18 protein-coding genes are annotated in these 24,924 nt (G+C 56.8%); 1 reads left to right on the forward strand and 17 read right to left on the reverse strand.

Features of this window, described 5'->3' with window-relative positions:
* Window position 1: 1 nt before the first annotated feature.
* Together ABIE60_RS08380 and ABIE60_RS08385 are read right to left on the reverse strand one after the other, a co-directional pair.
* Entirely contained in the window at window positions 2-4,501 is a 4,500-nt protein-coding gene (locus ABIE60_RS08380) for an EAL domain-containing protein (RefSeq protein WP_354468986.1), read from the reverse strand.
* A 96-nt stretch (window positions 4,502-4,597) separates the two neighbouring features.
* On the reverse strand, window positions 4,598-6,340 hold the full coding sequence (locus ABIE60_RS08385; protein ID WP_354468987.1) for a PAS domain S-box protein: 1,743 nt from the start codon (window positions 6,338-6,340) through the stop codon (window positions 4,598-4,600).
* A gap of 122 nt (window positions 6,341-6,462) precedes the next feature.
* Here ABIE60_RS08385 and ABIE60_RS08390 point away from each other — a divergent pair, with 122 nt between their 5' ends.
* Window positions 6,463-6,852 carry a response regulator gene (locus tag ABIE60_RS08390; protein WP_354468988.1) on the forward strand — a complete coding sequence of 130 codons (390 nt, stop codon included), beginning with the start codon at window positions 6,463-6,465 and terminating at the stop codon, window positions 6,850-6,852.
* Here the strand turns inward: ABIE60_RS08390 and ABIE60_RS08395 are convergent.
* The 15 genes from ABIE60_RS08395 to ABIE60_RS08465 form a co-directional block, all read right to left on the reverse strand.
* Window positions 6,824-9,148 carry a sensor histidine kinase gene (locus ABIE60_RS08395; RefSeq protein ID WP_354468989.1) on the reverse strand — a complete coding sequence of 775 codons (2,325 nt, stop codon included), beginning with the start codon at window positions 9,146-9,148 and terminating at the stop codon, window positions 6,824-6,826. The genes ABIE60_RS08390 and ABIE60_RS08395 overlap by 29 nt on opposite strands.
* Window positions 9,148-10,173 carry an HDOD domain-containing protein gene (locus ABIE60_RS08400; protein ID WP_354468990.1) on the reverse strand — a complete coding sequence of 342 codons (1,026 nt, stop codon included), beginning with the start codon at window positions 10,171-10,173 and terminating at the stop codon, window positions 9,148-9,150. The genes ABIE60_RS08395 and ABIE60_RS08400 overlap by 1 nt, the downstream gene beginning before the upstream one ends.
* Before the next feature lie 34 nt (window positions 10,174-10,207).
* A complete protein-coding gene (locus ABIE60_RS08405; RefSeq protein WP_354468991.1) occupies window positions 10,208-10,786 on the reverse strand; it encodes a response regulator in 579 nt (192 codons plus the stop codon).
* A gap of 92 nt (window positions 10,787-10,878) precedes the next feature.
* Complete coding sequence (locus tag ABIE60_RS08410) at window positions 10,879-14,412, reverse strand: response regulator (protein WP_354468992.1); 3,534 nt, start codon at window positions 14,410-14,412, stop codon at window positions 10,879-10,881.
* A gap of 50 nt (window positions 14,413-14,462) precedes the next feature.
* Window positions 14,463-16,478, reverse strand: a complete 2,016-nt coding sequence (locus ABIE60_RS08415; protein WP_354468993.1) for a PAS domain-containing hybrid sensor histidine kinase/response regulator — start codon at window positions 16,476-16,478, stop codon at window positions 14,463-14,465.
* A 34-nt stretch (window positions 16,479-16,512) separates the two neighbouring features.
* A complete protein-coding gene (locus tag ABIE60_RS08420; RefSeq protein WP_354468994.1) occupies window positions 16,513-17,676 on the reverse strand; it encodes a response regulator in 1,164 nt (387 codons plus the stop codon).
* A gap of 131 nt (window positions 17,677-17,807) precedes the next feature.
* Window positions 17,808-19,496 (reverse strand): complex I subunit 5 family protein, encoded by a 1,689-nt coding sequence (locus tag ABIE60_RS08425; RefSeq protein WP_354468995.1) that lies wholly within the window; start codon window positions 19,494-19,496, stop codon window positions 17,808-17,810.
* Entirely contained in the window at window positions 19,493-20,986 is a 1,494-nt protein-coding gene (locus tag ABIE60_RS08430; protein WP_354468996.1) for a complex I subunit 5 family protein, read from the reverse strand. The genes ABIE60_RS08425 and ABIE60_RS08430 overlap by 4 nt, the downstream gene beginning before the upstream one ends.
* Entirely contained in the window at window positions 20,983-22,446 is a 1,464-nt protein-coding gene (locus ABIE60_RS08435; RefSeq protein ID WP_354468997.1) for a complex I subunit 5 family protein, read from the reverse strand. The genes ABIE60_RS08430 and ABIE60_RS08435 overlap by 4 nt, the downstream gene beginning before the upstream one ends.
* Entirely contained in the window at window positions 22,443-22,793 is a 351-nt protein-coding gene (locus ABIE60_RS08440) for an NADH-quinone oxidoreductase subunit K (protein ID WP_354468998.1), read from the reverse strand. The genes ABIE60_RS08435 and ABIE60_RS08440 overlap by 4 nt, the downstream gene beginning before the upstream one ends.
* The gene (locus tag ABIE60_RS08445) at window positions 22,790-23,488 is read right to left on the reverse strand and encodes an MnhB domain-containing protein (RefSeq protein WP_354468999.1); all 699 of its coding nucleotides are present in this window, start codon (window positions 23,486-23,488) and stop codon (window positions 22,790-22,792) included. The genes ABIE60_RS08440 and ABIE60_RS08445 overlap by 4 nt, the downstream gene beginning before the upstream one ends.
* The gene (locus ABIE60_RS08450; protein ID WP_354469001.1) at window positions 23,488-23,766 is read right to left on the reverse strand and encodes a Na(+)/H(+) antiporter subunit B; all 279 of its coding nucleotides are present in this window, start codon (window positions 23,764-23,766) and stop codon (window positions 23,488-23,490) included. Before ABIE60_RS08450 ends, ABIE60_RS08445 begins: the two co-directional genes overlap by 1 nt.
* Window positions 23,759-24,079 carry a cation:proton antiporter gene (locus tag ABIE60_RS08455; RefSeq protein ID WP_354469002.1) on the reverse strand — a complete coding sequence of 107 codons (321 nt, stop codon included), beginning with the start codon at window positions 24,077-24,079 and terminating at the stop codon, window positions 23,759-23,761. The genes ABIE60_RS08450 and ABIE60_RS08455 overlap by 8 nt, the downstream gene beginning before the upstream one ends.
* Window positions 24,072-24,374: an MrpF/PhaF family protein gene (locus tag ABIE60_RS08460; protein ID WP_354469003.1), complete on the reverse strand. Its 303-nt coding sequence runs from the start codon at window positions 24,372-24,374 to the stop codon at window positions 24,072-24,074. Before ABIE60_RS08460 ends, ABIE60_RS08455 begins: the two co-directional genes overlap by 8 nt.
* Entirely contained in the window at window positions 24,371-24,868 is a 498-nt protein-coding gene (locus ABIE60_RS08465) for a Na+/H+ antiporter subunit E (RefSeq protein WP_354469004.1), read from the reverse strand. The genes ABIE60_RS08460 and ABIE60_RS08465 overlap by 4 nt, the downstream gene beginning before the upstream one ends.
* Between the last annotated feature and the right edge of the window lie 56 nt (window positions 24,869-24,924).

Here is a 24,924-nt window from a genome sequence, read left to right on the forward strand (position 1 = left end):
TTCACACCTCCCTCTCATCGGCTGCCGTTTCAGACTTCAGCAACACTTCGATAAACGCTTCTGGCAGTAACGGCCTGGACAGCAGGTAGCCCTGAATGTAGTTGCACCCCTCACGCTGCAGCCACGCCAGCTGCTGCTCAGTTTCAACCCCTTCGGCGACAGTCCTGAGCCCAAGTGCCTTGGCCATACCCAGAATGGCTCTGGCGATTGCTTCATCGTTTTCGTCTGTACCGAGCCCATCCACGAAGCTCTTGTCAATTTTCAGTTCAGCCAGGGGCAGACGTTTCAGATAGCTCAATGACGAATAGCCGGTGCCGAAGTCATCAATCGACAGCTCTATACCCTGCTCTCTGAGGTGGTAGAGATCAGAAGTTTCTTCCGTGCCGGAGGTGATCAGAGAGCTTTCGGTAATTTCTACCTGAATGTCACGCGTGCTCAGACCGCTGCTCTCCAGCAGGAAATGCAGCCGCTTGGCAAAATCCTGCTCACGAAAACTTTGTGCACTGACATTCATCGCCACCGGTGGGCAGGCGATACCATCCAGCCGCCACTGCGCCAACTGACGTACCAGCAGACGCTCAACCAGCCGTCCCACTTCCAGTATCAAGCCGCTTTTTTCGGCCACAGGGATGAAGTCCGCCGGACTGACCGGCCCCAGGGTTTTGTCTTCCCAGCGCAGCAGGGCCTCAGCCCCCACCACGCGCGCTGGCTCTCGGGCATCAAATTTGGGTTGATAGACCAGATACAGCTCTTCATGCAGCAGCGCTTCATGCAGAGCGCTCTCGATTGCAGCCTGCTGCAGCAGGTGGACACGGTGCTCAGGCTTGAACAGCTGCAGGCGATTTCGACCACTTTCCTTGGCCCGGTACATGGCAGTATCCGCGGCCTTGAGCAAGCCTGCGCTGTCTTCAGCATCCTCCGGATAAAACGCCGCGCCAATACTGGCCGACACAAACACCTTGCGCTCCTGCACCATGAAACTGCGGCTCATTTCGTTGAGAATACGGATGGCAATAAACTCGGCATCTTCCACGCTGCATTCGGTCAGAATGACGGTGAACTCATCACCACCCAGTCGAGCAACGGTATCCACATCACGAATGACCGCCCGCAGACGATCCGCCGCCTCGATCAGCAGTTCGTCCCCGGCATGATGCCCCAGGGTATCGTTGACCGCCTTGAAGTTGTCCAGATCAAGGAACAGCAGCGCGAGGCTGCTCTGGTGCCGGCGGGACTGAGCGATCGAGTATTCAAGCCGGTCCTGAAACAGGTTTCGATTTGGCAGGTTGGTCAGCGTATCGTGGGTCGCGAGGAATTCGACCTTGCGCTGCGAGTCCTTGAGATTGGTAATATCCGAAAAAACCGCAACGAAGTATTCGGTTTCACCGGCCTCGTTGGACACCCGGTTAATGGTGAGCCATTCAGGAAAAACCTGCCCGTTCTTGCGCTGGTTCCAGATCTCGCCCTGCCAATAACCTTGCCGGTTGAGGTTTGACCACATCTGCTCGTAGAAGTCCTTGCTGTGGCGTCCTGACTTCAGCAGTCGACCCACCGACCGCCCGAGGGCATCTTCAGGCTCGTAGCCGGTTATGCGGGTAAACGCCTCGTTCAGCGATTGAATCATGCCACTCTCGTCCGTCACGACAATGGCCTCACCAGACTGCTCGAATACCCGGGCCGCTATGCGCAACTGGTTTTCGGCATGCTGGCGAGCCGTTACGTCCTCGGACTCGGTGATGATGACGCCGGGGTGCCCCGCACTGTTGCGCAACACCTGATGCACCGTGCGGAATACCCGCCTGCGCCCACCAAACTCCCAGATATGCTCCGCTTCGGCGATTTTCCCGCTGCGCATCGTTTCCAGGTCACAGGTCCAGACACTGCCGGCAAACAGCTCCGGAAACAGTTCGAAATCGCTCTTGCCCTGATAACCGTCGGGATCAAGTGCAAAGGCTTCAAGGAAGCGCCGATTGGCAAACTGATACCGTCCTGACAGGTCTTTCATCGCCATCAGCACGGTGCTGTTTTCCATCAGGGTGTTCAGCTGAGCCTGAGACTCCTTGAGTGCCGACTGCGTTTTGGCAATCTCGGTAATATCCACCAGCGTTACGACCAGCGACTGGATTCGGTCCTGTGTATCCAGCCCCGGCGTAACCGTGAGCTGCAACGACCGCCCTTCTGCAGTCAGCAGCTTTTCTTCACGGTCACCATGGCTGATGACATACTGCATCAGCTCTCGGACCGGCTGCAGAAATTCGGGCAGGCGGATGCGGTCGATATGCTGCATGACAGCGGTGGGACGCAGGTTGAAACGCCGCCCTGCCGGGGCATTAAAGCGTCGCAGACAGCCATCGTTGTCAAACACCAGAATGGGGAAGTCCAGTGAGTCGTACAGATGCGTGTACTCACTGTTGAGCTGACTCAGCTCGCTGGTTTTGACGTTCATCTCTTCATTCAGGCTGACCAGTTCTTCATTGGTCGCCTGAAGCTCTTCATTGGCGGCCTCGAGCTCCTCGTTGGTCGCCTGCAGTTCTTCATTCGAGGCTTGCGCCTCTTCATTGAGCGACTGCATCTCCTCGTTGGCTGTCGCCAGCTCTTCAATCAGCGCCTGCAGGTGCTCTCGCGTGGCGCTCAGCTCCTCAGCCATTTCGGCCTGGGGCAACAGTTCGGAAACATTTTTCAGAACCTCTGGCTGCCGCCCAATGAGTACATCACTGATCATCACCACACAGGCACTTTCCTGGTGCGGTGTTACGGCAATCACACTGACCTGGCATTGGCGCTCAGCAAAGGCGCGTGGTCTTCCCTGCTGCAGCTGTCGGTTTTTGCCGAAGCGATGCAACAGCGCCATCACCTCACCTCGAAAAGGCTCGACTACAACATCGGAAATGGTGGTTTCAGTACTGCCGGAGGGGAACCGGAAAAACAGCTCGACATCACCTGCGGTGTGCAGAATACGTCCATGACTGTCGCATAGTGCAAGCGTGGCGTTAAGGTGGCGGGTTAAAGCATCCAAAAGCAGTTGCAGGTGGTCATTGCGCTGACGTCCGGGCGGTGGTTGCACCTTTGGTCGAGTTGCCAGCACCGGCATGGGAATACTGGCTCCCTGCTTGCGAAACAAGCGCTCACGACGGTTTTCCGGACTGAACAGCTGCTCTGCCTGCGCCACGCTTTCTGACCGGCCCAAAAACAGGAAACCGGGGTCACGCAAGGCAAAGTGAAAGCGCTGCAGCACCCGTGACTGCAGCGAATTATCGAAATAAATCAGTACATTGCGGCACGTAATCAGGTCGAGGCGCAAGAAGGGCGGGTCATCCACCAGGTTATGGCGGGCAAACACAATCATGTCGCGCAGTCGTTTACTGACCTCATAATGCTTGTGCGCCGGGCGAAAGAACGTCTGCAGCACCTCAGGCGAGAGCGATGCCAGAGCAGCGGCCGGATAAAGGCCACGCCTTGCCGTGTTCAGCGCATCTTCGTCAATATCGGTCGCAAAAATCTGCAGCGGCTGAGATATCACCCGCTCACCCAGCACCTGTGCAAACACGATGGCGATGGAGTAAGCCTCTTCCCCGCTGGCGCAACCGGCCACCCAGACACGGATCTCCTCGTCATTCTGCCGCGCATCACAGATCGCCCCGATCTTCTCCTTCAGGGCAGCAAAGGCTTCCTTGTCGCGAAAGAAGGAGGTCACCGAAATCAGAATATCGCGGGAGAGCAGCTCCAGCTCCTCCGGATGAGCCTCCACCCACTGCAGATACTCGCGGGTCTCCTGATGGCCTGTTGCCACCACTCTTCTGCGGATGCGCCGTGCCAGGGTACCCGCCTTATAGCCGGAAAAATCAACCTGACAGCGCTGCTTCAGCAGTGTCAGTAACTGACTGACGGCTGATTCGGCCACGGGTTCTTCACTGCGCTCCGGCACCAGCCGGGGAAGACGCTCCGCGATCTGCTCCGGGGTCATGACGAAATCGGCAACACCGGCTTCAATGGCTGACTCAGGCATGCCCGGATATTTCGCCGAGTCCGGTGTTTGAGCAATGGTAATACCGCCGGCTGCCTGAATGGCCCTCAGTCCGGCAGTGCCATCAGAGCCGGTACCCGATAGTACGATGCCAACGGCCGATTCCCCCTTTTCAGCCGCCAGAGAGATGAAGAATTCATTGATCGAGGGTTTGGGCACCCTCTCAGGCTCGGCTGGATGAAGGTGCAAGCGGCCGTTGAGTATGCTGGCGTTGTAGCTGGAGGGTACCACATAGACAACACCGGCCTGCGGCTCGGTGGCATCTTCAAGGTCGATCACTTCAAGCGTGGTCTCACGCCCCAGAATTTCCGCCATCATGCTGCGATGAGACGGAGACAGGTGTTGCAGAATAACAAAGCTCAGATGCGCCTTCGGCGACATCTCGGACACCAGACGTGTGAGTGACTCCAGACCGCCAGCGGACGCACCGATTCCGACCAGTGCAATTGTGTTTGGTTTTCGCTGGGAGCCTGACATCAAGGTAGCCTTAAACTTGTCTTAGTTGAATGACAGCTTAATGAGCTTTCATGAAGGAATAAAGAGTATTTAAAACACTCGTTTCCCTCCCTGAGGTTAGTCAGCAATCTTGTCCAGGGAGCTGGCGAGCTGATCAATCCGGTCACGGGTAGCCGCGACCAGCTTGCCTACCTGATCAGCCGCCTCGGATGAACGCCCGGCCAGGTTGCGCACCTCGGATGCCACCACGGCAAAGCCTCTGCCGGCTTCACCCGCCCGTGCCGCTTCGATGGCCGCATTCAGTGCCAGCAGGTTGGTCTGGTCAGCCACACCGGAAATACTGCCGATGATGTTGCCGATCTCTTCACCGACAGACAGCAGCTCCTCCATCGCCTGATTGGTCTCTTTAACCGCGGCCTGACGGTCCGTAATGTCGACCCCGAACATGACATAGCGAGTCACCCGACCTTCAAAATCCTTCAGTTCACAGAGGCGAGCATCAAACGAGCGGGCTACGCCCTGGTGATCGTCAAAACCGACGATCATCTTGATCTGGCCGGCGTCGGTTTGCTGCTGACGCCGGTTGCCAATCTGTGACCAGATGCTGTTACAGGCACGCATGGCATCCTCACGACCACCGGCACGCTGGCAAAACAGCTCATTGAAGTGAACCGGTTTACCGTCCGGACTCCACTCAACCACCATCAGCGCTTCGTCCATCAATGCCAGGCGTTCCATCGAGTCCTTGGCCTCCTGCTTGGTTTTGGTGATATCAGCCTGAACCGACACGAACTTGCTGATGCGTCCGTTCTCACCCATCACCGGGTTGATCGACATCGCAATCCAGTAAGGCTTGCCACGGCTGTCGTAGTTCAGAATCTCTTCGTAAAAGGGCTCTGCATGAGAAAGCCTGTCACGAATGTGAGCAACCGTTTCAGGATTGGTATCAGGCCCCTGCAGGAAACTGCCCGGCACGCGTCCCCTGACCTGCTCCAGCTCATAGCCAGTCATACGGGTAAAGCCACGGTTGACGTATTCGATTCCGCCTTTGGCATCCGTAATCACAACAGCGTTACTGGTTTCATTGGCGACCAGCGACAACATGGCGATCTCATCGCGCCGTTTAACATCATCGGTCACATCCTTCACAAACGCGGTAAACAGTACACGGCCACCCGTAACAACTCGCGCCAGAGTGAAAAGTCCCCACTTCTGACGGCCATCCTTGCAGTGCACCGGCAGCTCGATCGGCTTGCCAATAATGCGGTTAACACCGGTCTCTCGATTGCGATTGACATAGCTGTCATGGTTACCGCGATGCTCCGGGCTGACCAGCATGCGCACGTTCTGCCCCAGCAGTTCATCACGGGCATATCCCCAGAGGTCGATGGCCGCCTGATTGCAGAAGATGATCTCGTTCTTGTCGTTGATGGTCACAACCGCATCATTGGCCTGCGCCAGTACCTGTTCGGTGGCCGAGCGCTCTTCCCGCTCACGTGAGCAGTCGCGGGCAAAGGCCGTGTAGAACTTGCGCTTGCCAACACTGACCTGAGAGAGGGTAATATTGATCCAGGTATTGGTGCCATCCTTGCGCTCAATCTCCAGCTCAACGGCCGAGCCGACGATGCGGTCATCTCCCTCGTTGCGGTGACGATTCACATAGCGGTCGTGGTTGTTCTGATGTTGCCGCGGCACCAGCATTTTTACATTCTGACCGATAACGCTGTTACGCGGGTGCCCCCAGAGTTGCTCGGCTGCATCGTTGTAAAAAATAACCCGATTCTGGTCATCAATGGTAATGACCGCTATGGTGGTTTGCTGCAGCGACTTCTGAGCGATTCGTGATGTGCTGTTGAACATTATTTACTCCTGGGAAGACCTGATACATCGCAGGCTCGGAGGAACCAGGTTAAATGTGCTTACTGGTGTACGGGTAAAACCATGACTTGGTTCTATACGCTGCCTTTTATTTGCATAAGGCCATGAACAGAATTTTAATTATTGATGATGACAGCGACTGTGCGCAGCTGGCTCAATTACAGCTGCAGCAACTGCTGGGTGATCAGGTTGAGACCTGCCTGGCCCCAACCCTTGAAGACAGCATTCAGCTCATGGCGCACGGATTTGAGCCGAATCTGGTAATGCTGGACCTGAATCTTCCTGACGGTGCTGGTGTTGAATGTGTAGCGCGCATCCGCGCCCGGTTGCCCAATACGCCCATTCTGATCATGACCGGGCGTGATCGAGACCATGTGGTTGCCGAGTGTCTCGCCGGCGGTGCCAATGGTTATCTGCAGAAGGGGTGCGGGCTTGAAAGACTCTCGGATGCCATTTCAATCGGTATCAGTCCCGAAGTGGTAACACCACACTGAAGCAACTGCCCTCACCCGGCGTACTCTCAACCTCTATCCGCCCTTGATGGGCGTTGATGATGCCGTAGGCAACTGCCAGCCCAAGTCCGGTGCCTTCACCCGGCTGCTTGGTGGTAAAGAAGGGTTCAAAGATATGGCTCAGGTTTTCCGGCGTGATGCCCGAGCCGGTATCGCAGACTTCCAGAATGACATCACCATCGGACTGACGGGTTGTGATGCGAATCACACCTTCGTTCTGGATCGCCTGAGCCGCATTTACGATCAGCGCCATAATCACCTGATTCAGCTGGGCCGGCACCGCCTGAATCAGCGGCAGCTCGGTGTCCAGATCCGTTTCAATCTGCGCCTTGTATTTGTATTCGTGGCGACAAATGACCAATGTGGTTTCAATACAGTGGTTCAGGTCACAATCCTGCCAGGCGGTGTCACCTGAGTGCGAGAATTCCAGCAGGCTTTCAGTGATGTGTCGAATACGCCGCACACCTTCGATGGAATCCGCCAGCAGGTCGCTGATACTGTCCGTTATCTCAGCGTAATGTTCCTGCTGTTCAACATCATTCAGGTGTCGGGTATCGGGCTCTGATACCAACTCTGCAGCCCGTTCATACAAACGCATGAGCGATGGCACATAGTCATTCAAAATGGTGACATTGGCACTGACAAACGCCAGTGGGTTGTTGATCTCGTGAGCCACTCCGGTCGCCAGCACACCGACTGATGCCATTTTTTCGGACTGGACCAGCTGCGCCTGAGTCGTCTTGAGCTCAGTGATCAGTCGATTCAGTTCTTCACGCTCATGTTGCAGGTCCACATTGGTTTTCCGCAACTCGCGCGTACGCTCTTCGACTCTGGCCTCCAGCACCTGGTTCAGTCGAGCCAGCCGGCGGTTCGCTTCGTCCAGCTCCGACCGACTTTGTTCAAGGGTTTTGCCCATTTCAAGCAGACCATCCGATACCGAACTCAGTTCGGTAATATCAGTGGCAACCGGTTCAGGCCGGTAACGGCCATCCCCTATGGCACGAATCATCCGCCTCAGGCCTCGCATCGGCTGTGACAGCCGCAGGCTGACCTGCAGGGATTTGCGGTACAGGTACAGCATGAAGAGCAGATAGAAGGCGAGCAGACCCACAATCATGCCGATGGCGATCTGATCAACCCTTGCCTTGAGTGCGTTGGCCTCGGCATACAGCCGAGCCTGATCGGCCACGACCAGCAGATGCCAGTCGGCACCCGGGATCAGTGACCAGGCCGCCAGCTTGGGCTCCCCCGCCAGATCCAGTGCGACCACGCCATCATTGGCACCGTTGATCCCCTCGGCCAGCAGCTGGCTGTCTTGTCGCTTGAACAGGTTAAAGGCTTCAGGCTTGAAGGTGTCCTGTTTGATCGCCGTGGCGTAGTCATGTTCGGTCAGCTCCTGCAGCTGCCAGTCATGCTCAGCCGCCTCAGGCATCGCCAGAATGGTGCCGCTGCTGTCCACCAGCAGGGCATAGCTGTCCCACGGCAGGTTTAACGCCAATACCTGACGGATGATTTCTGAAACACGGATATCGAGCCCGGCAACGCCTTCAAGAAAATCGGTATTGCGACGATAGACCGGTGCAATGGCCGATGCCATCCAGCCCTGTCCGGCGGGATCGATGTAAACATCGGTCCACGCCACCTTGCGCTCGGGGTTATGCTCGGCGTCGGCTTCGTAGTAGAAGTTGTAGTCACGCACATCGAGATCAAACGGATACTGCTCCAGCACGTCGAACGGCGGGTAGATGCGGTTCATGGAATCGTGTGTATTCATGTAGGCCTGAGTGACCAGCGAGCTGCTTTTAACAAGCTGCTTCATCAATGGATCGATCTGTACCAGCTGCCAGGCCTTGCGCTTTTCAGCCTCGCCCACCTGAGTAATGGAGGAGTAGAACATGGCCGCACCTTGCGTATCGGCCCGTGTATGCCAGACACCGTTGTCACTGAGGGTATAGCGAGACTTCTCCTCTTCAGAGGCATCGTGTGGAATATCGTAAGCCTGACCGATCAGGGCCGCGAACAGATCAGCCATTTCAGCAACACCGTTCAGCTGGCTGCTGATCACATCCGACTCGATTTTGGCGGTCTCCAGCAATGACTCCTGTGCACTGCGCTGCATCGTCGCGATGTTTTCTTCACGGATAATGTAGTTAGTAGCGAGATAGGCGGCGATCAGTGCCAGTTCGATGAAGATGATCGGAATAAGAGCATTGCGGATGTAGGTACTCCAGAGTACCCGAAATACGTTTTGATCACGCTGCCGTTCAGAGCTGCTCATCAGGCATCGTCTTCCTGTGAGACTGCCGAGTGACCATGTTGCATTTTGAGCGCTGTATTCAGCAACTCCACCGCCACATCACAGTCATCGGGCAAGTCATCATCCAGCTGGTGCTGAACCGCTTCAATCACCTCCGATTCAAACCCCCACAGCTCCAGCAGATAGGCGCCCACAAGCGGGTACTCGCGCGCGCCACCAACATGTACAAGTTGACCAATGTTATGAAGCAGTGCACTGATAACCGCCAGATTGCGCCCAGCCTTGCTGACACCTCTGCCATCACACAGAACACCAACCTGCTCGGCCAGCAAAAGAGCTTCGCGCATCAGTCGACTGCCGGTATCACCGTTTGAGCCCTGACCCGGCTGGTAGAGTTCAATAATCAGCACCAGGTTGTGGATGGTCTGCAGCCCCAGACGCATGACTGCCACATCGACGTCATGGGTGCGGGTTGTGAAACCGAAAAAGGGTGAGTTGACCAGCTGCAAAACACGGCTGAGCAACACCTGGTCATGCCGGATCAGTCCCGCCACTTCAGCCACATCAGGTTCGTCTTTTTCAAGCGCCTGGGTAATTTGCTGGTAGATACCGGGTAATACCGGCATGTCATCGAGCAACCCAAGACTCGCCCGTGCCTCTTCGCTCAGGGGCAACTGATGCAGTACCCGCGCGCGCGTCAGCAGGTCATCGATTACCTCTCGCTCAAAGGGCTTTCGCATCACCATATGAGCCGCAGCCGTTGCCTTGAGCGCACTCTCAACCTTAGCATCGCCGCTGAACAACACACGGACCGACTGAGGTGAAACAGCCGCTGCCTGTTGCAGGAAGTCGATGCCGTCCATCTCCTGCAAACAGCGATCGGCGACGATAACCCAAGGTAACAGATCAGCCAACTGCTCCAGTGCCTGAACGGGATCACTGAAAAAATGCATCTCCCAGTCACGATGACTTAAACGCAGCATCCGCTTGAGGGCATTCAGCACACTTGAGCTGTTGTCGACAAATACGATCACGGGTGCATTCATGCGCGACCCCTCTCCCTGTAGAGGCAGTTGAAACTCAAGCCAGTTCGGTGGTGGCAACCGGCAGCAGGCGTTCAACCACATCAGTCAGTGCCTGATTATCAAAGGGTTTGGACAGCACCGCATCCGCACCTTCGTCCAGTGCACGCTGCAGCGCCTGCTGGTCCAGTGCCGACAGCACCACCACCTTAATATGAGCGGTTTCAGGCGTTGAACGAATGAATTTAAGTACATCATAGCCACTGATGCCCGGCATACGCAGATCCAGTGTCACCAGCGCCGGCTGAAACTTGACCAGCATGCTGCCTCCCTGAAAGCCATCCATCGCGGCCTCAGTCTCGTAACCTGCAGATCTGAGGATTCGGGCGATGGAACGGGCCACTGCGGCTTCATCATCAATGATCAAAACACGTCGATTGTTTTCACCGGCCAGTTCCGCCGGAAGCGGCATGTCGTGTTCCTGCAGGAATGAGACAAAATCCTCAACCCTGACACGGTTGTTGCCACGTCCGGGGAGTTTGAATCCTTTCAATGCTCCACGGTCAATCCAGCGAATCACGGTTCGCAGATTAACGTCACACATTTTTGCAATATCACCAGTGGTGAGTGTTTTCATTTTCAACCTCGCTGCGCGGTGTCACGACACGTAACAGCATGCTTTGACAGATGCCATAAATATGACACTTGTGACACTTGAGCGCAAGCAAATCACTTACTCCCGGCAGCCACCTGCATCAATGCTGCCGCCCGCGCGAAATCAAAGCTTTCTGCCGCTTTTACGACCCCAGGATAATATTTGCCCAGCAGTCGGCGAAAACAGTCAGCTTCATCTGCCAGTAGACGACCCGCTCTGAAATCATCGGTCGACAGCAGTGTATTCAACTGCAGGAACAGTGCGGTGTCGGATTCCGACCATGCACCGTCAGATGTTACCGCTGCGGCCTGTTTTGCAATGGCAGGGGTAAAGAACTCCGTCAGCTGGTCCAGCAACACCTGCAGACCATCCGCCAGAGCCGGATTCAAGCCCGGCAGCGCGGTTTTTGATTCGTACGCCTGCCTGAGCTGCTGTTCATAGTCCTGCGCCAGCGCCGCCAATGTAGAGGCCCCCACTTGACCGGCACTGCCCTTGAGGGTGTGTACCAGACGTATCGCCTGTTCCGCTTCATCCTGCTGCAGGGCCGTTCCGAGTTGATCATTAAAGCCCCGGTGCCCATTGACAAAGCTTTGCAGCAGGCGACGATACAAATCCATGTCATCCAGAGCCAGCGTAAGTCCGGTCACCGTATCCAGGCCGTCAATATCCGGCAACACTGTTTCATCTACCTGCACTGTGTCATCTGGCACCCTGTTGATGCCGCTGTTCTGATCAGCCGAGGTGATCCAGCGTTGCAGGCAACGCCACAGTTGATCGGGCTCAATCGGCTTGGACAGATAGTCGTTCATTCCGGCCTCCATACAGGCCGCACGGTCTCCCGGCAATACACTGGCTGTCATGGCCAGAATCGGTAACTCCCTGAACTGCTCCTGCTTACGTAGCCTGCGAGTTGCGGTGAGACCATCCATCACCGGCATCTGCATATCCATTAAAATCAGGTCGTACTCTTTCCGTGCCAGAGCCTCCAGTGCTTCTGCTCCATTTGCGGCAATATCCACCTTTATGCCAACCTGCTCCAGCAGCGCCACGGCAACTTCCTGATTCAGATCGTTATCTTCCACCAGCAAGACCCTTGCGCCCTCTAATTGCTGCTTTAGTTCACGCACATGATGCCGAGCATCAGCTCTGGTTTTACGCGTTTCGGCACGTCCTGAGGCTTTAATTTCGGGCTGTACCGAGGCGGCCTCAAGCTCAACCACGAACCAGAAGGTAGAACCAACACCCTCATGGCTGACAACACCCACCTTGCCACCCATCATCTCGGCGAGACGACGTGAGATGGCGAGCCCAAGACCACTGCCGCCATACTTGCGTGTCGTCGAGCCGTCCGCCTGTTCAAAACTGCGAAACAGCTTGAGCTGTTGTGTCTGACTCAGTCCTATGCCGGTATCCTCAACGCTGAACTTGAGGCACAGCCTGCCACTGCTGTTTTCAACAGGCACAACCCTGATCGATATTTCACCACGCTCGGTAAACTTGACTGCATTATTGCCGAAATTCAGCAGTATCTGTTGCAGTCTAAGAGGGTCTCCAAGCAGTCGATCAGGCAGGCTTTCGTCAACCTGTACCTTGAGCTTCAGGCCTTTCTCCTCTGTTTTGGCCAGCAGAGAGTCAGACAGCTCGCCCAACAGGGCTTGAAGGCTGAATTCGACCTGCTCCAGCGACAGCTTGCCCGCCTCCATCTTGGAGAAGTCCAGTACGTCATTGATAATGCCAAGCAGATGTTTGCTTGAGCGCTGGATTTTCTGCAGGTAGTCACGCTGGCGTTCATTCAGCTCGGTCTGCAACACCAGATGAGTCATCCCCATGATCGCATTCATGGGGGTTCTGATTTCATGGCTCATGTTGGCCAGAAAATCCGCCTTGGTCCGAGCGGCTTCTTCAGCCAGCGCCCGGGCATGCTCCATCTGCGACATCGCCTCACGCTCGGCGGTGATGTCAATGACCATGCCAGCAACCCCTTTGCCCAGATCATTGGGGTCAATTGCCTGAGCCTGCATCCGGGCCCAGAACCGGCTGCCATCCTTTCGGACCAGCTGGCGCTCTTCACTGAAGAACCCCTGTTGGGCATGGGCCTCGATTACATGCTCGCCCACTTCAAAAAAGGTGTACTCATCCGGGTACCAGGCACGGGTCGTTTGCCCAAGCAGCTCGCCAGGCTCATAGCCGAACATCTGCTCAAGGTAGCGGTTGCAACTGAGGACCTTTCGGTCACGTACAAATACGATGCCGGCCATGGCTGCATCAAACAGAGCCTGCTGTTCGCTGCTGGCATCGCGCAACTCTTGCGCCAAGCGGCTCAATTCCTGCGTACGCGCATCCACCAGTTCTTCAAGATGGGTACGGTACTGTTGCAGTTCATGCTCGGCCTGTTTGCGAGCGGTAACATCATTCCACACCACATGCAGTATTTCGCGCTCATCACGCCGTATGGTTGTAAGCATGACCTCGGCGATAAACTGCTCGCCATCGGCCTTGGTATGCTGCCACTCGGCACGCACACTGCCCTCAGCTGCCGCCTTGCCCAACAGCGACAGAATCGCCACGGCTGAGCGCTCGCCACCGGGCTGTATTTCCGGCGAAATATCCAGCGGTGTCTGCCCTTCAAGCTCGGCAAAGCGCTGCATTTTCAGCATATCCAGGGTAGCTCGGTTGGCTGCTATAAAGTAACCGTTCTCGATCAGGGCAATCGGCTGCCGCGTATTCTCGAACAACATCCGAAAGCGTTCTTCACTTTCAGCCAGTGCATGCGTACGCTGCCCCACCAGGCGGCGTAGCATCCGCAGCCACACGAGAACAATCACCAGCAGCAAAAACAGTCCGAGTGCGCTGTACAGCAGCCAGCCGACCCAGGCCGGTGTGGCAGGTTCAAACAGCGGCTTGCCCAGCCACTTGTCATGCAATGCCTTGTCTTCTGCTGCACTGATCAAACCAAAACCCTGCTCCACCTCTTCAAGCAGGGCAGGCCTGTGTTTCAACACGGCCCAGTGACCGGGCGCTGAATACAGGGGGGCCGTATGACGATAGCGGTCAGCCTGACCACGCAGGCCCAGATAATAGTTTATCAGTAGCTGATGCCCGCAAAAGACGCTGACACCGCCCCGAACAGCGGCACCAACCAACTCCGGATAATCCGGGAAAAGAGCCAGATTATCGATTCCCTGTCGCTGCAGGAAATCGACACAGGCATCGCCCTTGACCGCACCAACCATAAAGCCGCGTGCAGACTCAAGGTCGCTGATACCACGCATGCTTTCGTGGTAATACAGCATGACGTCCAGTGTGATCCAGGGGGCTGAAAACAGGAGTTCCTGTTCCCGTTCCGGGGTCAGTGTAATCGCATCAATAACATCGAACCGACCGGCTCTGAATTCTGCCAACGCATCTGACCACTCCATCCCGGTCACCTCTACTCGACGGCCGGTTTTCTGCTGCCAAAGTGCCCAGCGCTCCGGAATCATGCCGCGAATCACGCCTCCGCTGCCGGTATAGATCAGGGGTGGAAAGTCGGCCATCACCACCACCTTGAGCGGTGGAAGATCAGAGGCACGGTTGGTGGCCGAGAGAGTAATGAGAACAAATGCCATCGTTACAAGCACTGCAAGGCCGAGCCATTTATTCCGCAACCGCAGTGTCATCAGTGATTGTCCTCAGGCCGTGCAGCTACCGGTTTCGCCAAGCTCATTGGCAGCTCGAACCAGAAGGTACTGCCTTCCCCAGGCTGACTTTCCACTCCGATATCCCCTTCCATCAACTGCACCATACGTTTACTGACCGCCAGCCCGAGCCCGCTGCCACCGTAACGCCGCGTAGTGGAGCTATCCACCTGCTCGAAGGCCTGAAACAGACGCCCCTTCTGTACATTATCGATACCGATTCCGGTATCGATCACCTTGAATCGCACTCTCAGTTTTTCCGCATCCCGAGCCACCGTTTCAACGCTAATCCTGACCTCCCCCTGCTCGGTGAACTTGACCGCGTTGGCCACCAGGTTAAACAGCACCTGCTCCAGCCGGATACTGTTTCCATGCAGGTTGTGAGGAACCTGACCAATATCGGCCATCATGCCCAGTCCTGCGTCATCGGCCTGTGGCTGTATTCGACTCATCACCCGTTGAACCAGCTCTTCGAGATCAAAGTCTTGCCGCTCCAATTCCAGCTGCCCCGTTTCCACTCGAGAAAGATCCAGCAAATTATTGATCATGCTCAGCAGGTGCCGCGCGGTACTGTCCACTTTTTCCAGTTTTTCCAGCTGCTGGGGCACTTCAGTGGAGCGACTGACAAGGTGCGTCAAGCCAATAATGGTATTCATCGGTGTCAGCAATTCATGACTGATATTGGCCAGAAACTCGCTTTTGCTGCGATTGGCCACTTCTGCCGCAACCTTGGCGCGTTGCAGCTCGCGAGTGCGTTCCGACACCAGCTGTTCCAGATGACTGTGGTAGCGGTCCAGCTCCTCCTGCATCTGCTTGTGTTTGGTAATGTCATGCTTGATGGCGACATAGTGAGTAATCTCACCGGATGGCTGATGCAGTGGCATGATGATCGCGCGCTCAATCAGCTCCCTGCCGTCACGTCGTCGGTTAATGAATTCACCCTGCCAGTTCTGGCCTTTGAGCAGTTGCTGCCACATTGACTGATACGTGGAATGGGGTGTCTTGCCTGAGCGCAGCAGCCGTGGATTGCGGCCAATCACCCAGTCTCGCTCATAGCCTGTCATCTCGACAAAGGCATCGTTGACATACTCGATACGACAGCCCAGATCAGTTATCAGTACTGCGTTGGGATTCTGCTCCACCACCAGTGACAGCTTGCGCAGCTCATGCTCTGCCTCCTGACGCGCCTTGACTGTATCCCGAAAAGCCAGCACTGAATTGGCCATGCCATGCATCAGGTTTGCGGGGCTCGAAGCAATTTTCTCAACGGCCGTCAGCCGCTCCGGCTCCGATTGAGGATCAGGCTGTGCCAGCTGCTGCAGGGCTCCGGTCAGCTGCAACAGATTACGACTGAGCCAGCCGATCAGGAACAGCCACAGCACTAACAGCACTGCAACGGTGAAAGCGCCCATGAGGATAGTGTTGCGGGTATGGGTTTCAAACTCCCGGTTATGTCGTTGCCAGGTAGTGAGCAGCTCATTGACCACCCTTTCAACAATGGTGTTGCTGGCCTGACTGAGAAGCTGCTGCTTGGCCGTTGCTGCTTCAATGTAGACTTTTGCCTGCTGAGGGTCAGTAGTCGCCGTTTCCACCGCCTGCAGCATCACCTGCCGATGAGCCTCGGCCGCATCCAGTGCCTGATAAATTTCTGAGGTAACACCGCTGCTGGTAAAACGGTTGCCGAATTCCCAGTCCAGTGCTGTCAGCCTGACACCGATCTCTCGGCCCACCTGCTCCAGTTCTGAACGACTAAGCGCGGTGGTGGCATGTCTGGCGAGAAGTTGTTCCATTTGCAACTGAACCTGTGCCAGCCGCTGGTTGAAGTCGGTAAGCGTAGAAGCTTCCTGTAATTGCTGAATGCGACTTTTATCATCTTCATGATAGGCAGCCTGAAGCTGATAGAAAGCGCCAAGGTTGATCATGCCAATCAACAGTGCAATCAATACAGCGGGAGAAAAGAACAGCAGCAATAGTCGCCACTTCCCTGCAGATGCCATCACCACACTCCTCTATTGGTGCTGAACGAGAGCTCTATTCAATCCATCTGGCTTCATTGTCAGCCATGTCTTTCGCTACGGCGATAAACTGCTCACGACAAGCCGTGAAGGCATCAACCACATCCGGGTCAAAGTGGGTTCCGCGCCCTTCCAGTATGATCCTTACGGTTTCATCCAGGCTGTAGGGTTTCTTGTACACACGACTGCAACTAAGCGCGTCAAACACATCCGCCAGCGCCATCAGGCGGGCCGATACCGGTATTGCATCACCTTCGAGCCCCACCGGGTAGCCGGTGCCATCCCACTTTTCATGGTGATAGTAGGCAATTTCGCTGGCCACATTGAGAAAACTGAAGGCACCATCCGTATCCTCTTCGCCAGCAGCCAACAATACCTGTTCGATAGCACTTTTAATCGCGGCCCCTCCTATGGCGGAGTGGGTTTTCATCACCTCAAACTCTTCGTCAGTCAGAGAGGCGGGCTTAAGCAGAATGGCATCAGGAATGCCAATCTTGCCGATGTCATGCAGGGGGGCTGCTCGGATAATCTCCTCCAGTCGGCCATCGGCGAGCGCCGCGGCAAAGCGCGGATGATGGCGAAGCTCAAACGCCAGAATTTCAACGTAGGACTGGGTACGTGCAATATGCAGCCCGGTCTCCTTGTCTCGTACTTCAGCCAGGCAGGCCAGAGCCTTAACACTCAGATCACGGATACGCTGATTCTCCGCCACACGCCGCTCAACTTCATGTTCAAGCCACTGGTTCTGGTCGGCCAGCCGGTCACGTGCAGTTTTAAGCTCCAGCTGAGCCCGAACCCGTGCCTGTACGATTGCAGGGCTGAACGGTTTGGTGATGTAATCCAACGCTCCCAGAGCAAGGCCTCGCTCTTCGTCAGCGGCGGCTGTCATGGCCGTAATGAATATCACCGGAATATCGCGGGTTTGCTCCTGTTGTTTCAACCGCCGAATGACTTCATAACCATCCATCTCCGGCATCATCACATCCAGTAATACCAGATCGGGGCGAGGATCACTGGCCAAGACCTGCAGTGCACGTGCACCCGAATTGGCGGCGCGGACCCGGTATTCCGCCTGCAGCAATTCACCAAGCAGCATAAGATTTTCCGGCGCATCATCCACTATCAAAATGGTTTTACGGTCAAATTCAGAGGGCAAAGTATGCAGATCCTGTTCTGTCATAAACGGGGTTACCTCGCACGGCGGTGTGGATGGTGTTGCCGCCAGCAATTATTAGCCATCATGGCAATGGAACCTATTTTATAGACAATCGAATAAAATGCGACAGTTGCGACATCCATCGAGACGATCTTTCATCCCAGCATGAGCCCCGTCAGGATTAACACAAACAACCAGGCTATCTGTGTTTGCAGCCACGGTTCATGTTGCTGCAATCTGGACCCAATACCCGCTACTCCCCTCGGCAGGCGGCTTTTGTTTTCAGTATAGGAGCGACTTCGAGCCCTGCCCGGGTGGGTGGGCAATTTCTGCACCCACGCCTCCAGTATCACCACCAGATCGCCCGGTGGCAGTACTGGCGCCTTCGTGCCAGCTTTCAGCACGCCTCCTGCCAACAGAACAGCCAACAGCATCGGCCATAACAGTGCGGGCAATGCATTGAATTGGTCGACCGGCGCTGACTCGATTGCCGGCGGCAGACCGGGGGCAAGCCAGGGGAACAGTACCAGGCTGGTCACCAGCGTCAGCAGCCAGCCCACTGCCCTGCGCGGATCAGTTCCATCCTTGTTTGTGTGCTGCCATTGCAGCCAGAGGAACCTCAACACCAGCACCATTGTTGCAACGGCGCCGGCACTGAGCAAGGTACTCAGCCAGGGCGCCAGCCACAGGGACAACCCTTCTGGTGCCAGCGCCTGCTTCATGGCCAGCTTGGCATGGGCTCCACTGGTAAAGGGCAAACCCGCCAGTGACAGCCCCGGCAGTGCCAGCAGCAGCCAATACAGCCCTCGCGGTACAGAACCACATGGCGATGATATGCCCACCGACAGAAACATCGCCCCTTTGGCCAGGCCATGATGCAGTGCGTACAGGCCGATCAGCGGCAGCAACCAATGGGCACGCTCGGGCTCAGCCAGCGCAATACCCAGCATCAGCGTCATCAACCCCATCTGGCTGATGCTTGAATAGGCCAGAACCGCTTTGGCCTGCTGCTGACAGACACCGATCAGGGCAGCACCGAGCGATGCCACTACACCGGTCAGTGCCAGTACGGTACCCGGAAGCTCATAGCTCGCCAGCCCCAGCGGCAGGGTCAGCAGCCATCCCAGCAAGCCCGCCTTGATCATGGCACCGCTGAGCACGGCACTGGCCGGCGTCGGCGCAACGGGGTGAGCCAGTGGCAGCCACATGTGTAACAGTGGAAGCCCGGCCTTTACACCAAAGCCACACAACAGCAGCACCATGATCAGCACAGCATCGGCTGATGCCGCGATCGCGCCGGGCAGGTCGGCCAGCAGCAGGCTGTCAGCGGCACCGGCCGCCAGAATCAACCCTGCCAGCAGCGCCATCTCACCGAACACCGCCATGATCAGGTATAGCCGTCCTGCCCTGAAGGCATCAGGCTTGCGCTCATGTACAACCAGCCCATAGCCGGCAAAAGTCATCAGCGCAAAAAAGGTATAGAAACTGACCAGATCCCCTGCCAGTACCAACCCCAGGTTACCGCTGAGGGTCAGCCCCCAGTACAGGGCAAAACTGGTTCGCCGCGCCGTTATATAGCCGGATGCAAACAGTCCCGCAAAGCTCCACAGTAATGCCGTCAATAAAAGAAATGGCTGGCGCAGCTCATCAAGTTGCCAGCGGGCCCCCAGCAGCAGCCCGGGCAGTTCCAGTTGCCAATTTCCGGGCCCCATCAGTGCCAGCCCCAGCGCAGGCAGTGGCAACAAGGGAAGCAAGCGCCACAGCAGTGGCTGTGTTGCTCGGCTCGGTACCAACAGCAACGCGCACAGCGGCAATACAACAGCACTCAGAATCCAGAAGGTCATGGCAGGTACTCCCGCACGGCAATCAGTTCGGCCCAGCTCAATGGACTGAACGGCAGCGCTGCAAACAGACCCGCCAGGAGCGTCAGACTCGCCGTGATCAAGGGTGGCCAAAGCAGCCAGGCGTGCGTTTCCAGACGGCCCCAGCGTCGCTGCTCTGACCAGTCATATTCCGGCTGAAACCAGAGGCGGTGGATCACCGGCAAAAAGTAGGCGGCATTAAGCAGACTGCTGAGCAGTAACACTGCGATGATCCATTCCATTTGCACATTGAGAGCACCTGTTCCCAACGTCCATTTGGTGACAAAGCCCGCCAATGGGGGCACGCCGATCATGCCCAGAGCGGCCAGTGTGAAAGCGGTCGAGGTCAGCGGCATGCGCCTTCCGGTTCCATTCAGCTCATGCACCTTGTGGATGCCAAGTGTTTCGGCATAGTTACCGGCACAGAAAAACAGTGTGATCTTCATGATGCCCTGATGCAGCAGATGGACCAGTCCACCCACCGTTCCTACCGGGCCGAACACCGCAGTGCCCAGCACGATGTAGGACACCTGACTGATGGTGGAAAAGGCCAGCCGCTTCTTCAGATCGGTCTGTGACAGCGCTTTTACCGAGCCGTAAACAATCGTGAACGCTGCCAGCCAGCCCAGCGGTTGAAGCACTCCAAGCAGCTGAGCAAACTCAATACCGTAGAGATCGTAGACTACTCGTACGATGCCAAACGCCCCGGCTTTCACAACCGCTACCGCATGCAGCAAAGCACTGACCGGCGCCGGTGCCACCATCGCCTGTGGCAGCCAGCCGTGTAACGGGAAAAGTGCCGTTTTTACGCCAAGCCCCGCCACCAGCAGCATGAAAATCAGGGTCAGCTGCAGGTGAAGTTCTGCATCAACATTACCCAGCTGACCGGTTTCCTGAAACGAGAGATCACCTGCCAGCCCCTGCAGCCAGATCATGCCCAGCAGCAACGCGGCGCCACCACTGAGGGTGTAGATGATGTAATTGCGTCCTGCCTGTAACGCTTTCTCCGTCCCACGGTGGACTACCAGCGGGTAAGTGGACAGCGTCAGCATTTCGTAAAACAGGAAAAAAGTGAAAAGGTTGCCCGCCAGTGCAATCCCCATGGTACTGGCGACACACAAGCTGAAGAACCCGAAAAAACGGCTGCGGTTCGGCGAATTTTCGAGGTAGCCCACCGCATAAATGGTAGTCAGCAGCCAGAGGACCGCTGACAGACCTGCAAACATCATTGCAAGCGCATCGGCCTGCAGCTCGAAGCTGACGCCGGGCAGGATTTCATAACTGAAACCATACTCCAGCTGGTGAATCACCCCCCAGGTCATCACCCCTACCAGCAGCACCTTGATCAGGGCGGCCAGCAGGTTGATACCGGTACGCAGACGGTGGCGTTGCTCCGGCAGGGCAAAGATGATCACCGCTGCCAGCATGGAACTGAGCAGCGCTAGTATCGGGATCAGAACCTGTTGGGTCATTGCACCTCCTCAAACGGCAGCGCCATCACCGACAACACCTGACTGCCCGCCAGGCCCAGCCCCAGGGAGGCCACGGCCAGCAGCATCGCAACCACTTCAAGGCGGCGATCAGGGTGGTAGAAGTGATCCTTTTCATCCCGCTCCAGAAACGATGCGCGATAGATGCGAAATACATAGGCCGCCGACAGTAGCCCTCCCACTACCAGCACCAATATCCACCACCACTGACCAGAAGCCATGCTGGCCTGCAGCAGCATCCATTTGGCCGCAAAGCCGCCCGAAGGCGGCAGTCCCATCAGGGAAACGCCCGCCAGACCAAATGAAAACAGCGAAAACGGCAGAAAGTGGCTGACACCTGCCAGCGCATCCACACGATTGCTGCCCACCGCCAGAATCAGGTTACCTGCCGCCAGAAACATGGCCGACTTGGCCAGAGCATGACTGATAACCTGCAAGGTAATGCCCTGCTGTGCCTGCAGCGATGTGGATGCATCAACCCCGAACGTCAGAGGAAACAGCAGGAACAGATAGCCGATCTGGGCAACCGATGAATAGGCCACTACCTGTTTCAACCGCGGCTGACGCCAGGCGAGCCAACTCCCCCAGACAACCGCCGCGGCCCCCAGCGCCCCGAGCAGTTGAGCCATCCACTGGGTAGCGACAGCCCCGCCCGCTTCCAGCCAGATCCGTGCTGCAATATAGAATGATGCTTTGACTACCAGCGCTGATAACAGCGCACTGACTGGCGATTTGGCAATGCCGTGCGCCGGTGGCAACCAGCCGTGCAGGGGGAACAGCGCCGTCTTGAGTGCCAGCCCCACCAGCATCAGCACCAGAGCGGGCCGCATCAGCTCGGCCTGATCCATTAGTCTGACCTGCTGCGCCACTTCGGCCAGCGAAAGCGTACCGAACTGGCCATATACCAGTGCTACACCCAGCAAATAGGCCATGGAACCCAGCAATGCCGCCAGCAAATAGCGCAGTGCTGCTCGCAGCGCCTGTGCTTGCCCACCCAATGCTACCAGTCCAACCGCTGCCAGACTGATCAATTCCAGCCCGACATAGAGGTTGAACAGGTCACCGCCGATCCAAACCGTATTCAGACCGGCCCACAGAAACCAGTACAGCGGCCAGAAATAGCGCTGCCAGGGCTTGTCAGGATTCAGATAGAGACCGGCATGAATACCGCAGCCACTGGCCACCAGCGTGGTCAACAGCAGGAAGGTCACAGCCAGTCCATCCACGCGCAGTTCAATCCCGAGGGGGGCCTCCCAGCCGGCCAGGCTGTAGTAGAAGCCTCCCTCCTGCTTCACCAGACTCCAGAGCCCGATCGACACCAGCAGCTGTAACACCATACCCAGCCAGGCCAGAGCACGCCCCTGCCTGAAATCCAGCAGCAGCGAAGCGGTTGCCAGTGCCAGCGGTGTAAACAGCAGCCCTGCCATCAGCCAGTTACTCATGGAGTAGTGTCCTCCACCGAGTCTTTAACGTCGCCTGTCGCAGGCTCCTGCCCCCCTGAAACACCCAGCTCAGTGCAACCGGTCAGATGAAAATAGCGCCGTATCAGCACCACCCCAAGCGCTGTGGCCGCTATCGACACGACAATACCGGTCAGCACCAAGGCCTGAGGCACAGGGTCAGGCCCGTTATGATGCTGTGCCAACCCCACCAGAATCAGAAAGGTGGCTGAGCCGATCAGGTTCAGTGCCAACAGCTTGCGCAACAGGTGACGCAGACAGACCAATCCCAGCAGGCCGATCCCCCAAAGCAGGACACCTGTCAGGGCGTACAGCAAGGGCGTACTCATTGCTCGCCCTCCTCCGGCTCACTGGCGTTATTCGCCGGAGCCGAGACGAACAGTGCCAGCAGAATCATGCCGATCGACAGTGTCAATACGGCTTCAATTGACAGAATCAGTGCCTTGCTGAGGCCCGGCGGGTAGGCCAGAAATGCCTCACCCGCGATGGCGCTGGCCAGCCCCACCAACAGAAAAAGAGCAAAACCAAGTACCAGCCCGATCCGAAGCAATAGCCCCGGACGCAAAAAATCGAGCGGCATGCCAGTCAGTCGCATCAGCACCCCGGTTGCCGCCAGCATCGCACCCGCCTGAAATGCCCCGCCCGGTCGGTCCGCTCCGGCCCAAAGCAGGTAGGCGGCCAGTAACAGCATCAGCGGTACCAGCCAGCGCAGCAGTGCTCTGAGCAGCGTATCCGCCGTGCGCAATTCCGGATCTTCCAGCGACCGGGTACGCGCCATGGAAGTGCCGACCATTGCCGCTATCACCAGCACTGCAATTTCCAGCAGGGTATCGTAGCTGCGAAAATTCAGCAGTACGGCTGTCACCGGATGCTCCACCCCGCTGGCAGAGAGGTTACTCCTCAGCAACCGTGGCAGCTCGGAACCGGTTTCAAACTCTGCCAATTGCCAGACAGACTGACCCAGCAGTGCCGTCAGCATAATGACCAGCAACAGGATCGACACACGTGCAGTGGGTGAGCGCATCAAGTTTCCTCCTCGGACGGGCTGTCCGTACCATGGCCATTGCCACGCCGGAAATGGCTCACCGCATCCAGCAGCAGTACGCCGGTGAGACCGGCACCGATGGCCGCTTCAGCCAGTGCAAGATCCGGTGCCTGCAGTCGTACCCAGCAAACTGCCATCAACAGACCAAAGGCGATAAACACGACCACTGCCCGGAACAGGTCACGCGACAGCAGTGCCGCGGCGGCGGTCAATACCAGTGCCAACGCCAGCAGCAGGTCCAGCAGCCATTCAATCATCACACCGCTCCCGTTGCTGCAGCGGGCGTTCATGCATGCGCACGGCCCGTGCCACCAGGTGAGCAGAGGTCGCACTGGCCGCAAGCGCAACCCACCAGATCAGCAGGATTTTCAAACCACTGGCCAATGATGGCGCCATTGTCAGCAGAGCCAGAGTGATCAATCCCAGTCCCAGGTTGTCGATCTTGGTCAAGGCATGAATACGGCACAGGGTATCGTTGAACCGAAACAGCCCCAGCGTTCCCAAAGCAAAGAAAATACAGCCGCTGACCAACAGCAGCACCTGCACGACAGGCAACAGCCACTCAATCATCTCCATTCCCCTTGACGGCATGTCGATCCGATCGGGTACTTTCGATCCGCACAACACGCGTCACAAAAGCGGCAACCGAGAACACGGCCAATACCGCCAGGATCAGCGCCACATCCCTCAGGGACGGCATCTGCTGTGCCTCGGCCAGCACCAACAGCAGTGCAACACCGGTGGTGCCAAAAAGCTGCGAGGCCAGCATACGGTCGGCTGCCGTTGGTCCGCGCCAGATGCGGACAAAACCCAGCATCAGCGTCAGCAGCAAAAAAAGGGCCACAAGGTGCAATACCAGTGTCATCCGCCCACCTCCCGCTGGTCTGGCGTAACCCCAAACAGTGCTGCAACCCGGACTTGCGTGTACTCAAAATCCTGCCTGACGGGCTGAGTGAGGTCCAGGCAGTGCAGTTCAATTTCGTCACCCTGCAGGGTGACGCTCAGGGTGCCCGGCAACAGTGACAGGGTATTGGCCAGCAGCCAGCGCGGAACCCCCTCGGGAAGGGACAGCTCGGCACGCAGATAGCCGGGGGTCACCGGCAGAGAGGGTGAAAGCAGACGTCGAGAGACATCGATTGCAGCAAGCAGTGAACGGCTCAGGAAAAACAGCACAAACCCGGGCAGTGCCCGCAAACGGATGACATGAAGCGACGGGGGAAACAGCACCAGCGAGATCCAGGCGACCAGCAGACCAGCAGCGGCACCGAACACAAGGCCGGACGCATCACCATCGGTCAATGACCACCAGACCAGCGACAACAGTAGCCACCGCAGTACTAGCGTCGGGAGTCGGGACATGGGGCCTCCTGCTTGTTAGCATCAATGTCTGAACTGACCACGAATCAAGCGGTTAG

The organism is Marinobacterium sp. MBR-109 (genome assembly GCF_040547565.1).
Lineage (GTDB): Bacteria > Pseudomonadota > Gammaproteobacteria > Pseudomonadales > Balneatricaceae > Marinobacterium.

Bases quoted from the DNA above. Each gene is read 5' to 3' on its own strand.
- ABIE60_RS08380 (WP_354468986.1), bottom strand. From the start codon at position 4,501: ATGTCAGGCTCCCAGCGAAAACCAAACACAATTGCACTGGTCGGAATC.
- ABIE60_RS08425 (WP_354468995.1), bottom strand. From the start codon at position 19,496: ATGACCTTCTGGATTCTGAGTGCTGTTGTATTGCCGCTGTGCGCGTTG.
- ABIE60_RS08435 (WP_354468997.1), bottom strand. From the start codon at position 22,446: ATGAGTAACTGGCTGATGGCAGGGCTGCTGTTTACACCGCTGGCACTG.
- ABIE60_RS08430 (WP_354468996.1), bottom strand. From the start codon at position 20,986: ATGACCCAACAGGTTCTGATCCCGATACTAGCGCTGCTCAGTTCCATG.
- ABIE60_RS08395 (WP_354468989.1), bottom strand. From the start codon at position 9,148: ATGAGCAGCTCTGAACGGCAGCGTGATCAAAACGTATTTCGGGTACTC.
- ABIE60_RS08410 (WP_354468992.1), bottom strand. From the start codon at position 14,412: ATGGCATTTGTTCTCATTACTCTCTCGGCCACCAACCGTGCCTCTGAT.
- ABIE60_RS08465 (WP_354469004.1), bottom strand. From the start codon at position 24,868: ATGTCCCGACTCCCGACGCTAGTACTGCGGTGGCTACTGTTGTCGCTG.
- ABIE60_RS08450 (WP_354469001.1), bottom strand. From the start codon at position 23,766: ATGATTGAATGGCTGCTGGACCTGCTGCTGGCGTTGGCACTGGTATTG.
- ABIE60_RS08390 (WP_354468988.1), top strand. From the start codon at position 6,463: ATGAACAGAATTTTAATTATTGATGATGACAGCGACTGTGCGCAGCTG.
- ABIE60_RS08415 (WP_354468993.1), bottom strand. From the start codon at position 16,478: ATGGCATCTGCAGGGAAGTGGCGACTATTGCTGCTGTTCTTTTCTCCC.
- ABIE60_RS08385 (WP_354468987.1), bottom strand. From the start codon at position 6,340: ATGTTCAACAGCACATCACGAATCGCTCAGAAGTCGCTGCAGCAAACC.
- ABIE60_RS08455 (WP_354469002.1), bottom strand. From the start codon at position 24,079: ATGATTGAGTGGCTGTTGCCTGTCGTGCAGGTGCTGCTGTTGGTCAGC.
- ABIE60_RS08460 (WP_354469003.1), bottom strand. From the start codon at position 24,374: ATGACACTGGTATTGCACCTTGTGGCCCTTTTTTTGCTGCTGACGCTG.
- ABIE60_RS08440 (WP_354468998.1), bottom strand. From the start codon at position 22,793: ATGAGTACGCCCTTGCTGTACGCCCTGACAGGTGTCCTGCTTTGGGGG.
- ABIE60_RS08405 (WP_354468991.1), bottom strand. From the start codon at position 10,786: ATGAAAACACTCACCACTGGTGATATTGCAAAAATGTGTGACGTTAAT.
- ABIE60_RS08445 (WP_354468999.1), bottom strand. From the start codon at position 23,488: ATGCGCTCACCCACTGCACGTGTGTCGATCCTGTTGCTGGTCATTATG.
- ABIE60_RS08400 (WP_354468990.1), bottom strand. From the start codon at position 10,173: ATGAATGCACCCGTGATCGTATTTGTCGACAACAGCTCAAGTGTGCTG.
- ABIE60_RS08420 (WP_354468994.1), bottom strand. From the start codon at position 17,676: ATGACAGAACAGGATCTGCATACTTTGCCCTCTGAATTTGACCGTAAA.